Origin of the sequence: Bradyrhizobium sp. 2TAF36 (assembly GCF_052114925.1) — a bacterium.
GTDB lineage: Bacteria > Pseudomonadota > Alphaproteobacteria > Rhizobiales > Xanthobacteraceae > Bradyrhizobium > Bradyrhizobium barranii.
Genome location: NZ_JBFRFR010000002.1, coordinates 100,820 through 115,900, shown reverse-complemented (window position 1 = coordinate 115,900; position 15,081 = coordinate 100,820). Strand labels below are relative to the sequence as shown.

Annotated in this window: 9 protein-coding genes; 7 read left to right on the top strand and 2 right to left on the bottom strand. The window is 64.7% G+C overall.

Annotated features, from left to right (window positions below):
- The first annotated feature begins 19 nt into the window (after positions 1–19).
- From zwf to AB4Z51_RS01660, 4 genes are read left to right on the top strand one after another with little or no spacing between them, the layout of a single operon-like run.
- Positions 20–1,531, top strand: coding sequence for a glucose-6-phosphate dehydrogenase (gene zwf, locus AB4Z51_RS01675; protein ID WP_441496905.1), 1,512 nt, complete (start codon positions 20–22; stop codon positions 1,529–1,531).
- Positions 1,531–2,280, top strand: a complete 750-nt coding sequence (gene pgl / locus AB4Z51_RS01670; RefSeq protein ID WP_441496904.1) for a 6-phosphogluconolactonase — start codon at positions 1,531–1,533, stop codon at positions 2,278–2,280. The genes zwf and pgl overlap by 1 nt, the downstream gene beginning before the upstream one ends.
- Positions 2,267–2,797: a gluconokinase gene (locus tag AB4Z51_RS01665; RefSeq protein ID WP_014492792.1), complete on the top strand. Its 531-nt coding sequence runs from the start codon at positions 2,267–2,269 to the stop codon at positions 2,795–2,797. The genes pgl and AB4Z51_RS01665 overlap by 14 nt, the downstream gene beginning before the upstream one ends.
- Before the next feature lie 25 nt (positions 2,798–2,822).
- The gene (locus AB4Z51_RS01660) at positions 2,823–3,635 is read left to right on the top strand and encodes a Cof-type HAD-IIB family hydrolase (protein WP_085405226.1); all 813 of its coding nucleotides are present in this window, start codon (positions 2,823–2,825) and stop codon (positions 3,633–3,635) included.
- A gap of 56 nt (positions 3,636–3,691) precedes the next feature.
- Here the strand turns inward: AB4Z51_RS01660 and AB4Z51_RS01655 are convergent, their stop codons facing one another.
- Both AB4Z51_RS01655 and malQ read right to left on the bottom strand, forming a co-directional pair.
- Positions 3,692–5,494 carry a glycoside hydrolase family 15 protein gene (locus tag AB4Z51_RS01655; protein ID WP_135214831.1) on the bottom strand — a complete coding sequence of 601 codons (1,803 nt, stop codon included), beginning with the start codon at positions 5,492–5,494 and terminating at the stop codon, positions 3,692–3,694.
- Positions 5,495–5,524: 30 nt separating this feature from the next.
- A complete protein-coding gene (malQ, locus tag AB4Z51_RS01650; RefSeq protein ID WP_135214832.1) occupies positions 5,525–7,486 on the bottom strand; it encodes a 4-alpha-glucanotransferase in 1,962 nt (653 codons plus the stop codon).
- Between the two features lie 204 nt (positions 7,487–7,690).
- Here malQ and AB4Z51_RS01645 point away from each other — a divergent pair, with 204 nt between their 5' ends.
- The 3 genes from AB4Z51_RS01645 to glgB are packed head-to-tail and all read left to right on the top strand — an operon-like array spanning position 7,691 to position 15,078.
- Positions 7,691–9,637 (top strand): maltotransferase domain-containing protein, encoded by a 1,947-nt coding sequence (locus AB4Z51_RS01645; RefSeq protein WP_441496903.1) that lies wholly within the window; start codon positions 7,691–7,693, stop codon positions 9,635–9,637.
- A gap of 10 nt (positions 9,638–9,647) precedes the next feature.
- Positions 9,648–12,938 carry a maltose alpha-D-glucosyltransferase gene (treS, locus tag AB4Z51_RS01640; RefSeq protein WP_441496902.1) on the top strand — a complete coding sequence of 1,097 codons (3,291 nt, stop codon included), beginning with the start codon at positions 9,648–9,650 and terminating at the stop codon, positions 12,936–12,938.
- Positions 12,931–15,078, top strand: a complete 2,148-nt coding sequence (gene glgB, locus AB4Z51_RS01635) for a 1,4-alpha-glucan branching protein GlgB (RefSeq protein ID WP_085405231.1) — start codon at positions 12,931–12,933, stop codon at positions 15,076–15,078. The genes treS and glgB overlap by 8 nt, the downstream gene beginning before the upstream one ends.
- Positions 15,079–15,081 lie beyond the last annotated feature (3 nt).

Sequence of the window (15,081 nt, the reverse complement as noted above, 5' to 3'; positions counted from 1 at the left end):
GAGCGAAGGCCGATCATTCGTGACAAAAGACCCGCAGGCCAAGCGCAAGCCCGAAAATTGCGCCTTCGTCATCTTTGGCGCGACCGGTGACCTCACCCATCGGCTGGTGATGCCGTCGCTGTACAATCTGGCCGCCGAGCACCTGTTGCCGGAGAAGTTCTGCGTCGTCGGTGTGGCCCGCAACCGCCAGTCGGATGACGAGCTGCGCGACAGCCTGTTGAAGGGGCTGCGCCAGTTCGCAACCCGTCCCGTGGACGACGACATCGCCCGGAAGCTGCTGGAATGCGTGACCTTCGTCGAGGCCGATCCGAAGGATCCCCCGTCCTTCGACCGCTTGCGCGCGCATCTGGATTCGCTGGAATGCGCGCAGGACACCGGCGGTAACCGACTGTTCTATCTGGCAACGCCGCCCGCCGCGTTCGCGCCGACTGCGCGCGAGCTCGGCCGCACCGGCATGATGAAGGAGAACGGCGCCTGGCGTCGGCTCGTAATCGAAAAGCCGTTCGGCACCGATCTCGCGTCAGCCAAGGCGCTGAATGCCGAGCTCCTGAAGATCATGGACGAGCACCAGATCTACCGGATCGATCATTATCTCGGCAAGGAGACGGTGCAGAACATCCTGGTGCTGCGCTTTGCCAACGGCATGTTCGAGCCGATCTGGAATCGCAACCATATCGATCACATCCAGATCACCGTGGAGGAGAAGCTCGGCGTCGGCCATCGCGGCGGCTTCTACGATGCCACCGGCGCACTGCGCGACATGGTGCCGAACCATCTGTTCCAGCTGATGTCGCTGGTCGCGATGGAGCCGCCGGCGCGGTTCGATGCGCATTCCGTGCGCTCCGAAAAGGCCGACGTGCTGACGTCGATCCAGGAGCCGACCCGGGAAGAGGCGCTGAAGAATTCGGTGCGCGCGCAATATCTCGCCGGCCGCATCGGCGACGACGAGATCACGGACTATCGCAAGACCGAGGACGTCAAGCCCGGCAGCACCACCGAGACCTTCGTCGCGCTGAAGCTGATGATCGACAATTGGCGCTGGGCCGGCGTGCCGTTCTATCTGCGCACCGGCAAGGCGCTCGGCCACAAGCGCACGGAAGTGGCGATCAAGTTCAAGCAGGCGCCGCTGTCGATGTTCTCAGGCACGGATGTCGACCGCCTGTCGCAGAACTTCCTCACCATCGGCATCGCGCCGACCGAAACCATCGAGCTGCAGTTCAACGCCAAGATCCCGGGGCCGAGCATCACCATCGACGGCGTCGAGATGAAGTTCCGCTACGGCGACTATTTCCGCGCCGATCCCTCGACCGGCTACGAGACTCTGATCTACGACTGCATGATCGGCGACAACATCCTGTTCCAGCGCGCCGACGGCATCGAGGYCGGATGGCAGGCGGTGCAGCCGTTCCTGGACGCCTGGAAAAGTGAAGGCACCAACGGCATCGAGACCTACTCCGCCGGCAGCGACGGCCCCGCCTGCGCCGATGAGCTGCTCCGGCGCGACGGGCGAAGCTGGCGGAAGTTTACGTGATGGCAGCGGCCGACCAGCCGAAGCTGATCGTCGCGGCCGACGCCGAGGCGCTGGCGCAGGCCGCAGCCGAACGGGTGATGGCGCGGATATCAGCCAATCCCGGGCGGATCGCGATCTGCCTCACCGGCGGATCCAGCCCGAAGAAGCTCTATCAATTGCTCGGCAGCGACGCGTATCGCGGCAAGGTCCCATGGGACCGCGTGCACTGGTTCATCGGTGACGAGCGTTTCGTGCCTTCGAGCGATCCCCTCAACAACATGGCAGTCGCGCGCGCGACCTTTCTCGACCGCAATGCGCCGTCCGGGCATATTCACCCGATCCCGACCACGGCTGAAAGCCCCGAAGCGGGTGCCGACGCCTATGCGCGCGAGCTTCAGTCCTTCTACGGCGCCAAAAACCTCGATCCGGCACGGCCGCTGTTCGACATGGTCCTGATGGGCGCAGGCCCGGACGGCCACACCGCCTCGCTCTTCCCCGGCTACCCCGCGATCGAGGAGACCACGCGCTGGGTGGTCGGCGTCCCCAAGGCCAATGTCGCGCCGTTCGTGCCGCGGGTGTCGCTGACCCTGCCCGCCTTGGCCTCCTGCCGCGAAATGCTGTTCGAGATTGCCGGGCACGACAAGCAGCCGATCTTGACGCGCCTGCTCAATGGCGAGACTCTGCCGGCTGTACGCGCGCGCTCGAATGGTGAGACCGTCTGGCTGGTCGACCAGGCCGCGCTTCCGGAGGGAATTCGTGGCGGGCGTTGAAGCACCTTGTGCGTTGATCGTGATGGGCGTGTCGGGTTCAGGCAAGAGTACGGTTGCGGAGGCGCTCGGGCAGCGGCTCGGCTGGCGTTTCGAGGACGGCGACAGCTTTCACCCCGCCAGCAATGTCGAGAAGATGCGGGCCGGCCATCCCCTCACCGACGAGGACCGCTGGCCCTGGCTCAACGCCATCGCCGACGAGATCGCGCGGGTTTGCGATAAAGGCGAGCACGTGATCATCGCCTGCTCGGCGCTGAAGCACACCTATCGCGACGTGCTGCTGCGCGGACGCGACGACGTCCGCTTCGTCTTCCTGAGGGGCACCAGGGAGCTGATCGCCGCCCGCCTCGCGCAACGCAAGGGCCATTTCATGCCGCCCGAACTGCTGACGAGCCAATTCACGACGCTGGAGCCGCCCGAGGCTGGCGAGCACGTCGTCACCGTCTCGATCGATGAATCCGTCGAGGCGATCGTTGACGGCGTGGTCCGGCAATTAAAGCTGAGCGGGGCGAAACGCTGAGGCCGACAAACCCTGAGGTCCTGCCATGACGAAAATCTCACTGGTCGTCTCCGACGTCGACGGCACGCTGCTGACCAAGGACAAGACGCTGACGGAGCGCGCGCAGTCCGCGGTGCAGCGGCTGCACAAGGCCGGGATCGGCTTCACCATCACCTCCAGCCGCCCCGCGATCGGCATGCGGTTCCTGGTCGAGCCGCTGGCGCTCTGGCTGCCGATCGGCCCGTTCAACGGCTCCTCGATCGTCGATCCCGAGATGCATGCGGTCGAGCAGCACCTGATCCCGGCGAGCGCCGCCGAACGGTCCTTGCAGATCCTCCGGGAGTTCGGCGCCGACATCTGGCTCTTCACCACCGACAAATGGCTGATCGACAACCCTGATGGTAAATACGTCGCGCACGAGCAGCACACGATCCGTTCTGATCCCACCATCGTGACGGATTTCTCGCCGTACCTTGCAAGCGCCTGCAAGATCGTCGGTGCCAGCGCCGATGCCGCCGGCCTTGAGCGCTGCGAGAAGGCGATGCAGGAAGCGCTGGGCAGCGCGGCCACCGCGGTGCGCTCGCAGACCTATTATCTCGACATCACCCCGCCCGGCTTCGACAAGGGCACCTTCGTGCAAGCCATGGCCAAGCGCCTTGGGATTTCCACCGACGCGGTCGCCACCATTGGTGACATGCAGAACGACCTTGCGATGTTCCGCGTCAGCGGCACCTCGATCGCCATGGGCAATGCCACCGACAGCGTCAAGGACCAGGCCACCCACGTCACCGCGACCAATGAGCAGGACGGCTTTGCGGAGGCGATGGAGGTGGTTTTGAAGCGGAACGGGGTGGGCTGAGATCTGATGAGATGAGACTCGACTGACGCCGCGACGGAGGTGCGTTCCCTCCCCCCTTACTTCGACCGCTGAACCGCCGGCTTCTCGCTCTCCTGCCTCGCGGCCGAGAGATTGTGCGCGGTGTTGATCAGCGCGATGTGGGTCAAGGCCTGCGGGAAATTGCCGGTCTGGCGTTGGGCGCCTGAATCATATTCTTCGGCCAAGAGGCCGACGTCGTTCGCGATGCCGACCACGCGGTCGAGCAAGGCTTGCGCCTTGTCGAGATCGCCCGCCAGCACATGCGCGTCGGCCAGCCACAGGCTGCACGCCAGGAACGCGCCCTCGATCGGCTGCGTCTCCTCGGACACTTCGCGGGGGTCGTGGCGCAGCACAAAACCGTCGCGCATCATGTGTTTCTCGACGGCGGCGATGGTGCCCCGAATGCGCGGGTCCGATGGCGGCAGGAAGCCGACGGCCGGCAGCAGCAGCACGCTGGCATCGAGCAGCTTTGAACCATAGAAGTCGACGAAGGCATTCTCCTCCGCGTCAAATCCCTTGTTGCAGACATCGCGATGAATGGCTTCGCGCAGGGCACGCCAATGCAGCAGCGGCGCCTTGAAGCCAAAGGTCTCGGCGCTCTTGATGCCGCGGTCGAAGGCGACCCAGGTCATGACCTTGGAGAACACGTAGTGCTTCGGCTGTCCACGCAGCTCCCAGATGCCGTTGTCGGGATGGTCCCAGACCTCGGCGAGATGGTTGAGCACGACGCATTCCAGCGCCCAGGTCGTCTCGTCGTCGAGCTTCAGCTTCGCCATGCGCGACTGGTGGAAAGCGTCGATCAGTTCGCCGTAGACGTCGAGCTGGAGCTGCGCATGCGCGGCGTTGCCGACGCGCACCGGTTGGGCGCCCTCATAACCGTCGAGCCAGCCCGCTTCCCATTCCAGCAGACGCCGCTGGCCCCAGATGCCGTACATGATCTGCATGTCCGCCGGCGAGCCTGCCGCCGCGCGCAGCAGCCAATTGTGCCAGGCCAATGCTTCCTCGGTGTAACCCGAGTTCATCAGCGCCAGCAGCGTGAAGGTCGCATCGCGCAGCCAGCAGAAGCGGTAATCCCAGTTCCTGGCGCCGCCGAGCTTTTCCGGCAACGAGGTGGTGGGCGCCGCGACGATGCCGCCGGTGGGGGCGAAGGTCAGCGCCTTCAGCGTGATCAGCGAGCGTACGATCAGATCGTGATATTCGCCGTCGCGGGTGCAGCGGCTGCACCATTCGTTCCAGAATTTCTCGGTCTCCCGGAAGGCGATCTCCGGATCGATCGGCGCGGGCGGATCGAGATGCGAGGGGCCGTAGGTCAGCACGAACGGCACCGTCTCACCCGCCTTCACATCGAAGTCGGAGACCGTGGTCAGATCCTCGCCGCGGGTCTCCACCGGGGTGCGCAGCACCGTCATGTCCTGGCCGGCGATCGCCAGCAGCGAATGGTCGATGCGTCGCACCCAGGGAATGTCGACGCCGAAGCCGAAGCGGATGACAAGCTCCATCCGCATCTTCACCGTGCCCGTGAGGCCGCGGACCAGCCGCACGATGTCGGAGGCCTTGCCGCGCGGCGGCATGAAGTCGATCAGCGCAACGGCGCCGCTCCTGGTCTCGAAACGCGTTTCGAGGATGAGCGTGTTGCCGAGGTAGCGGCGCGAGATACCGGTGATGTCTTCGCCCGGCGCGATCAGCCAGCGGCCGTTCTTGTGCGTGCCGAGGATCGCGGCAAAGCAGGCATCGGAATCGAAGGCCGGCCAGCACAGCCAGTCGATCGAGCCGTCGCGCCCGACCAGCGCTGCGGTCTCGCAATCGCCGATCAGCGCATAGTCCTCGATCCTCTGAGCCAATGTGTCACGAGCCCCGGAAAATCCGCCGTTTCAACTCCCGCCGGTCAACGAGCGTTCCCGCGTCGCCGCCTTCAAGGCCGTAACATCGACCTTGGCGGCGATCTTGTCGAGCGCCACCGGCAGGCGCTGGCGCCAGTTCGGATGCTCATCGATCGTACCGGGAATGTTGGGCTGGTCAATCACGCCGAGCAGATCCTCCAGCGACACCGCCAGAAGACGCGACGGCGTCCGCGACAGGAAGGCGAGCACCGAATAGAGATCGTTGGCGTTGATGCCGTTCTGGCGCAGGATCTCGTCGAGCCTGCCGAGCGCATCCCAGCGCGCCTGGTCGTTCTCGCCGGGGTCGAGCCCGAGCGAGCGCTTCATCTTGAGATCGCTGAAGGAGCGCCAGCCGGCATAGGTGCACAGATCATGCGTGTTCAGCGTGACCAGCGCGTTGGGCCGGTAATGGTCGGCATTGCGGAAACGGCCGGCATCGTCGCGCTCGAACATCATGACGAGGTAGGACCAGATGCCGAAATCCTGCATGGTCTCGCGGAAACCTTCCGGCACGGTGCCGAGGTCCTCGCCGATCACGATGCATTTGTGCGCCGCGCTCTCGCGCACCACGGCGCCGAGCAGCGCCTCGAACGGCATCTGAACATAGGCGCCGTTGTCCGGCTTGAAGCCGCGCGGCACCAGATACAGCCGCTTCAACCCCAGCACGTGATCGAGCCGGATCGCGCCGGCATGGCGCATCGAGGCGGCCAGCATGTCGGCGAACGGCACGAAGGATTGCGCCTCCAGACCACCGGCATTGAAGCCGGCAAGGCCCCAATCCTGTCCGACGGTGTTGAGCACGTCGGGCGGCGCGCCGACGGCGAGATGGCGCGAAATCGCCATCTGCTCGTTCCAGGCGTCGAAGCCGTTGGACTGCACGCCGACGGCGACGTCGAGATAGAGCCCGACGCGCATGCCGAGCTGGCCGGCCAATTCCTTGGCGGCATGCAATTGGCTATCGGCCGTCCATTGCACGAATTCGACGAACTCGACCTCGCGCTTGTCGGGGCCGTTGCGGAGCTCGGCGCATTTGGCTTCATCCGGCTGCTGCCACTCTTGCGGCCACTCCCACCAAGGCCCGGAGAAGCGATGCCGCAGCACCTCGAAGCAGGCAAAGCGGGACAACAGCGGCGCACGGTCCGCGCAGAAGGCGTCGAATTCCTTGCGGCGCGCCTCGCTCGCGCTCGTCACGAAACTGTTGTAGGCGGCGCGCAGGCCGAGCCATTTCAGCGCCGCCATGTCCGCATAGGGCACGCGATCGCCTTCGCGCAGCCGCGCGGCGGTCGCAGCCGCGTCGGGGACGAGGTCGGCGGAAAATTCCGGGATCGCCTCGACGTCGATATAGAGCGGGTTGAGAAACAGCCGGCTGTTCGGCGAATAAGGGCTGCAATCGGCGGGGTGGTTGTCGAACAGGACATGCAGCGGATTGAGCCCGACGCCATCGGCGCCGAGCTGCCTGGCGAGCCGGACGAGATCGGCGAGGTCGGTGAAATCGCCAATGCCCCAATTGCGGTCCGAGCGGACGCTGTAGAGCTGCACGGCAAGCAGCCAGCCACGGGCGAAATCGCCGCCGAAGGCGCGTTCGGGCGCCACGATCATCGGCACCTCTTCCGCAACACCCTTGGCGTCGGTCAGCGTCAACCGGTGATAACCGAGCGGCAGGCCGGCGGGCCAGGCGATCACGGGCTCGTGGGTCTCGCCTTGCGCGATCACATTGCCGTTTGCGCGCAATGTCCATTGCAGCGGCGGCGCGCCGATTGTCCTCAATTCGGTGCGCGGATGTCCCAGGGCGCGCACCACCACGGGCCCGCCGACGAAGCGGTAAACCCGCTTCTCCGGCAGGGCTTCGAGGATGGATTTGAGGGCCACGGGATCGGTGACCCGCAGCTTTCCGAGGGCATCGACGAATTCGGACTGAACGCCCTTGATCCGGGCTTGAGCTAAAAGATCCATTCGGCACGCAGCTTGCAGGCCGTCATCCGGCCGGGGGCAGGGAATTTAACGAGGTCGTGGAAGAGGTTAGTCAGGGCTAACTCGCAGACCGTGCCTGCCGTTCCCAAGGGAACCAATGACACACAAGCGGCTTTCTATATTGGTATCAAGCGTAGGTTCCCGACAAGGGAAACGGGCTCCTGCTTTCTTGTCAATGGCATCACCGTGAACAAGACAATTCAAACTGTCGAGAGTGCCGCAGCCGGCGGTGCTTTCCTCATCGAAGATATCTATCCCTCGATCGACAGCGGCCGTTTCGCCGTGAAGCGGATTGCGGGCGAACGGGTCGACGTCTGGGCCGACATCTATCGCGACGGCGACGCGGTGATCGGTGCCGCGCTGATCTGGCAAGGAGAGCAGGACCGGGAATGGCGGAGCGAGCCGATGATCCATCACGGCAATGACCGCTGGTCCGGCGCGTTCACCCCCGTTGAGCCCGGCCAATATGTCTATGCGATCGAGGCATGGACCGACGAATTCGCCACCTGGTCGCACGGGGTTGAGCGCAAGCGGCGCGCCGGCACAGACGTCAGCCTCGATGCGCTCGAGGGCGCCGGCCTCCTGACCAAGGCACATGGCGCCCGGCAGGACGCCGCGGCGGTCATCGTGAAGCAATGCGAGGATTATCTTCAGACCGGCGATGTCGGCTCGCTGCTGGCAGCCGATCTCGGCGCGGCCATGGCCGAGAGCCAGTCGCGGCCCGACCTGACCCGCTCGCAGAACTTCCCGCTGATCGTCGACCGCGACAAAGCGCGCTTCGGCGCCTGGTATCAGATGATGCCGCGCAGCCAGAGCCAGAGTCCCGGCCGGCATGGCACGCTGCGTGACTGCATCGCGCGCGTGCCCGACATCGCCGCGATGGGCTTTGACGTGCTCTACTTCACGCCCATCCACCCCATTGGCCACACCCGCCGCAAGGGCCGCAACAATGCGCCGGTGGCGACCGAAGGCGATCCTGGCTCGCCCTATGCGATCGGCACGGCCGAGGGCGGGCACGATGCACTGCATCCCGAGCTCGGCACGATCGAGGATTTCCGCGCGCTGGTCGCGACCTGTCTCGAATACGGCCTCGAGCTCGCGCTCGACTTCGCCGTGCAATGCTCGCCGGACCATCCCTGGCTGAGGCAGCATCCGGAATGGTTCAAATGGCGGCCGGACCGCTCGGTGCGGACGGCGGATGATCCCTATTCGGACATCGTCATCCCCGATTTCGCCTCCGTCGACAGGGCCGGGCTGTGGAACGCGTTTCGCGACGCCATGCTGTTCTGGATCGACCACGGCGTCACCATCTTCGCCATCGACAATCACGACACCGCGCCGCTTCCGTTCTGGGAGTGGCTGATCAGCGACATCCGCCGCCGCCATCCCGAGGTGATCCTGTTCTCCAAGACCTTCGCGCGGCCGAAGCTGATGAAGGGCCTCGCCAAGCTCGGCTTTGCACAGTCCTTCAGCTATTTCCCCTGGCGCACGGCGAAATGGGAGCTGGAGCAATATCTGGGCGAGCTGACCCGCTATCCCGAGCGCGATTTCTATCGGGCGAACCTGTTCGTGAGCACGCCCGACCTGCTGCCCTATCATCTCCAGGGCGGTGAGCCCTGGGCGTTCAAGTCGCGGGTCGCGCTGGCCGCGACGCTGTCCGGCAGTTACGGCATCTACAGCGGGTTCGAGCTGCTGGAGCATGACGCGATTCCCGGCCGCGAAGAATATCTCGATTCCGAGAAATACCAGATCAAGCCGCGCGACTGGGACCGGCCCGGCAACATCAAGACCTACATCGCCGCGCTCAATCGCATCCGCAACGATAACGCCGCGCTTCAGCAAACGGAGAATCTGCGCTTCCTCGGCGTCGAGGACGGCGAGACGATCGCCTTTGCCAAGGAGGCGGCCGATCCAGCCAACACCGTCGTCGCGGTCATCGCCCTCTCGGGCCATGTCCGCGAAGTCTGGTTGCCGCTGGGCGACCTCACCATCGACGCCGGCGGCGCACGCCGCCACGTCACCGCACTCGAAAATCTCATCACAGGCGAACTGTCCCGCATCGAATGGGGCGGGATCAGATTATATATCGATCCCGACCGCGACCCGGCGCTGCTGTTCCGCTGCCTGGCGTAAGGATCACGCCATGAATGTTTTGTCTTCCGTCGACACCCAAAAAGCCGAGGCAGCCGAGATCGTGGATGAACTCTGGTACAAGGACGCAATCATCTACCAGCTCCACGTCAAGGCGTTTGCCGACAGCAACCATGACGGCATCGGCGATTTCGCCGGACTGACCGAGAAGCTGCCCTATCTCCAGGAGCTCGGCGTCACCGCGCTGTGGCTGCTGCCGTTCTATCCATCGCCCGGGCGCGACGACGGCTACGACATCGCCGACTACGGCTCGGTCAATCCCGATTTCGGGACGATGAAGGACTTCAAGCGCTTCATCCAGGAAGCGCAGAAGCGCGGCCTGCGCGTCATCACCGAGCTCGTCGTCAATCACACCTCCGACCAGCACAAATGGTTCAAGCGCGCGCGCCGCAGCCATCCGGGCTCGAGCGCCCGCAACTGGTATGTCTGGAGCGACACCGACCAGAAATACCAGGGCACGCGGATCATCTTCACCGACACCGAGAAGTCGAACTGGACCTGGGACCACGAGGCCGGGGCGTTCTACTGGCACCGCTTCTTCTCGCACCAGCCGGACCTCAATTTCGACAATCCGCGCGTGGTCAGCGCCCTGATCCAGGTGATGAAGCGCTGGCTGGATGCCGGCGTCGACGGATTCCGCCTCGACGCCATCCCCTATCTCTGCGAACGCGACGGCACCAACAACGAGAACCTCCCCGAGACGCATGCGATCATCAAGCGCCTGCGCCAGGAACTGGACTCCTACTCCAAGGGCAAGCTGCTGCTGGCCGAGGCCAATCAATGGCCGGAGGACGTGCAGGAATATTTCGGCCGCGGCGACGAGTGCCACATGGCCTACCACTTCCCGCTGATGCCGCGCATCTACATGGCGATCGCGCAGGAAGACCGCTTTCCGATCACCGACATCTTGCGCCAGACGCCGGACATTCCCGCAAGCTGCCAATGGGCGCTGTTCCTGCGCAACCACGACGAGCTGACGCTGGAGATGGTCACCGACGTCGAGCGCGACTATCTCTGGACCACCTACGCCAACGATCCCCGCGCCCGCATCAATGTCGGCATCCGCCGGCGGCTGGCGCCGCTGATGGACAATGACCGCCGCAAGATCGAGCTGATGAACTCGCTGCTGCTGTCCTTTCCCGGCACGCCGATCATCTATTACGGCGACGAGATCGGCATGGGCGACAACATCTATCTCGGCGACCGCAACGGCGTACGCACGCCGATGCAGTGGAGCCCGGATCGCAATGGCGGCTTCTCCCGCTGCGATCCGGCCCGCCTCTATGCGCCGCTGATCATGGACCCCGTCTACGGCTACGAGTCGGTCAACGTGGAGGCGCAGTCGCGCAGCCTGTCCTCGCTTCTCAGCGCCACCAAGCGCCTGATCTCGGTGCGCAAATCGACCCTCGCCTTCGGCCGCGGCACCATGACCTTCATCCGCCCGGCCAACCGCGCCGTGCTGGCCTATGTCCGGCAGTACAACGACGAGGTGATTCTGTGCGTCGCCAACCTCTCGCGCGCAGCCCAGGCGACCGAGCTCGATCTGTCGCCGTGGAAGGACCGCATTCCGCAGGAGATGCTCGGACGCACGCGTTTTCCGCCGATCGGCGAGGTGCCCTACATGATCACGCTGGGGCCTTACGGCTTCTACTGGTTCCAGCTCACCGAGCGCAACAAGTCCGAGCCGGTGACGCCGCGCGCGGTGCCTGAATTCGAGACGCTGGTGGTGCCGGTCAATTCGACCTGGGTGTCGCTGGCGCGCGAGCGCGGCGTGTTCGAGCACGAGGTGCTGCCAGGCTTCCTGTCGCGCACGCGCTGGTATCCCGAGCAAGATCCCAAGCAGATCAAGCCGACGCTGACCTCGGCGGTGCCGTTCTGCGACATCGGCGACAACAGGCCCTGGATCGCGGTCTTCGAAACCCCGCAACAGGATGCCACGGCGCGCTACGTGCTGCCGATGCAGATCGAATGGGTGCGCTTCGACCGCGAACGCTTCAACCCGAAGGCGCTCGCCGCCGTGCGTCAGGGCGCGCGCGAAGGTACGTTGCTCGACGTCGCGACCGAGCAGATCTTCATCGGCCTGTTCCTGCGCAATCTGTCGCAGAACCTGGTGGTGGAAGAGAACAATCTGCGTCTGGAGTTCAAGGYGACCAGCCGGTTCGCAGATTACATCATCAAGGAGCCCGAACGCATCCGCGCCATCGAGCAGTCGAACAGCACGGCGCTGGTCGACAACCAGTACGTCGCCAAGATCTATCGCCAGCTCGAAGGCGGCATCAATCCCGAGATCGAGATCGGCTCCTACCTCACCGACGTCGCGCACTTTGCCAATACGCCGGCGCTGCTCGGCAGCGTCGAGCTGGTCGAAGGCGACAGAAGCAGCGCGGTCGGCGTGCTGCACGCCTATGTCGAGAACCAGGGCGACGGCTGGGCCGTCACCACGGGTTATCTCGACCGCTATATCGACGAGCAGCGGTTGGCGCCGATGAGCGAAGCGCCCCGAGAGACCCAGGAGCAGGCGCCTTATCTGCACTTCATGGCGCAGATCGGCCGGCGGCTCGCCGAGCTGCACGTGGCTCTCGCCGCCGCAAGGCCCGACAATCTCGCGCCGGAGCCGATCGGCCCCGCACAGGTCGAACGCTGGGCCTCCGACCTCAAGGCACGGGCCGAGCGGGTTTTTGAACGGCTCGCCGACAGCCGCGACGGCCTGCGGGAATCCGACCGGCCGCTGATCGATCAGCTCGTCGCGGTGCGTGCGACCCTGCCCGACCACCTCGACGCCCTCTTGCCATCCGGCATCGGCGGGTTGAACATCCGTCATCATGGCGACTTCCGCCTCGGGCAAATTCTGATCGTGAAGGACGATATCTTCATCATCGACTTCGACGGCAATCCGCATCTCGCGCTGGCCGACAAGCGGCGCAAGGCACCGGCCGCACGCGACGTCGCCGGCCTGATCCGCTCGATCGAGCTTTCGGTTAACACAGCGCTTAGCCGCGCGCTGACGGGCGCATCCGACGAGCAGGACCGGCTCGCGACCGCACTCGGCGAATGGCGCGAACGCGCCGCCGCGACATTCCTTAGCGCTTACCGCGAAGCCATGACCGATCGCCGGCTGTGGCCGGAAGATCGGCAATCCGCGGAAGGCCTGTTAAGGTTTTTCCTGCTTGATCAAGCCTTCGACGAAGTAGAGTACGAGCTGTCCCACCGGCCTGAGGGGCTCCGCGCGCCGCTGACCGGACTGCTTCGCATTCTGTCCAATGAGAGCGAAGCCCATGCCTAAACTGCCAGCCGAGGCCTACGCGATCATCGAGGGCCGCCACCCCGACCCCTTCCATTATCTCGGGTTGCATCCCGAGGGCGGCACGAGCGTGGTGCGCGCGTTCCTCCCCGAGGCCACCAATGTCGAGGCGGTGGGCGAACATGGCGAGGTGGCGAAGCTCGATCGCGTCCACGCTTCGGGCCTGTTCATCGGCGCCTTGCCGAACGGCTCGAAGCGCTATCAGCTCCGCGCCAGGTTCGGCGACAACATCGTCGAGTTCGAGGACGCCTATCGCTTCCCGCCGATCCTGACCGATTTCGATCTCTATCTGCTCGGCGAAGGCACCCATCAGCGCCTCTACGACAAGCTCGGCGCGCATCCGATGCGGCTCGAAGGCATCGACGGCATCGGCTTCGTCGTGCTGGCGCCGAATGCGCGGCGCGTGTCCGTGGTCGGCGATTTCAATTTCTGGGACGCGCGGCGCCATCCGATGCGGGTCCGCGGTGCCGGTTATTGGGAATTGTTCATCCCGCACGCCAAGGGCGGCGACCACTACAAGTTCGATATCATCGGGCCGCACGGCCACCAGTTGCCGCTGAAGTCCGATCCCATGGCCTTTGCGAGCGAGGTGCGGCCGAAGACGGCTTCCATCGTGTTCGACGAGGCACATCTCGCGCGCCCACGCCCGGCGCCGGATGGCATCAACGCGCTCTCGGCGCCGATGTCGATCTACGAGGTCCATCTCGGCTCCTGGCGCCGCAAGAACGGCGACGAATGGCTCACCTATCGCGAACTGGCCGAGCAGCTGCCGGCCTATGCCCGCGACATGGGCTTTACCCATCTCGAATTCCTGCCCGTCAGCGAGCATCCGTTCGACGGCTCCTGGGGCTATCAGCCGACCGGCCTCTATGCGCCAACCAGCCGCTTCGGCGGGCCTGAGGATTTCGCCGCGCTGGTCGATGCCTGCCATCGCGAGGGCGTCGGCGTGCTGCTCGACTGGGTGCCCGGCCATTTCCCTGACGATCCGCACGGGCTCGGCAGCTTTGACGGCACCTCGCTCTACGAGCATGCCAATCCGCTCCAGGGCCGCCACCTCGACTGGGGCACGCTGATCTACAATTACGGCCGCACCGAAGTGACGAACTTCCTGGTGTCGAACGCGCTGTTCTGGCTCGAGCGTTACGCGATCGACGGCCTGCGCGTCGATGCGGTCGCCTCCATGCTCTATCTCGACTACAGCCGCCCGCCGGGCGCCTGGATTCCGAACCAGTATGGCGGCCGCGAGAACATCGAGGCGATCGCTTTCCTGCGCCGCTTCAACACCGAATTGTTCGCGCGCTTCCCGCAGGCGACCACGGCGGCCGAGGAATCCACCGCGTGGCCGCAGGTCTCGCGCCCGGTCGAATTCGGCGGGCTCGGCTTCGGCTACAAGTGGAACATGGGCTGGATGCACGACACGCTGAACTACATCAGCAAGGATCCGATCCACCGCAAGCATCATCACGGCGATATCCTGTTCGGCCTGCACTACGCTTTCTCGGAGAACTTCATCCTGCCGCTGTCACATGACGAGGTCGTGCACGGCAAACGTTCGATCCTCGGCCGCATGCCCGGCGACGAATGGCAGCGCTTTGCGAATTTGCGCGCCTATTACAGCTTCATGTTCGGCCATCCCGGCAAGAAGCTGCTGTTCATGGGCGCGGAGATCGCGCAAAGCCGCGAATGGAATCACGACCAGTCGCTCGACTGGCACCTGCTCGAATACAAGTATCATTCCGGCATCCAGGCGCTGATACGCGACCTCAACCGGCTCTATCGCGCGGTGCCGGCGCTGCACCAGATGGATTGCGAACAGGGCGGATTCGAATGGCTGATCACGGATGACGCCAACCGCAACGTGTTCGCCTGGCTGCGCAAGGGATTCGACGAGCACGCACGGTGTCTCGTGATCATCAACTTCTCACCCAACGTCTATCGCAACTATCGCGTCCCCGTGCCCTTTGCCGGCAAGTGGAAAGAGGTGTTCAATTCGGACTCCGCCCATTACGGCGGCACCGATGTCGGAAACATCGGCGAGGTTCATGCCGCTGGCGGCAAGGCGCCCGAGCTTCGCCTCACCGTTCCGCCGCTCGCCGCGATCTTCCTCGTTCCGGAAAGCTGACCG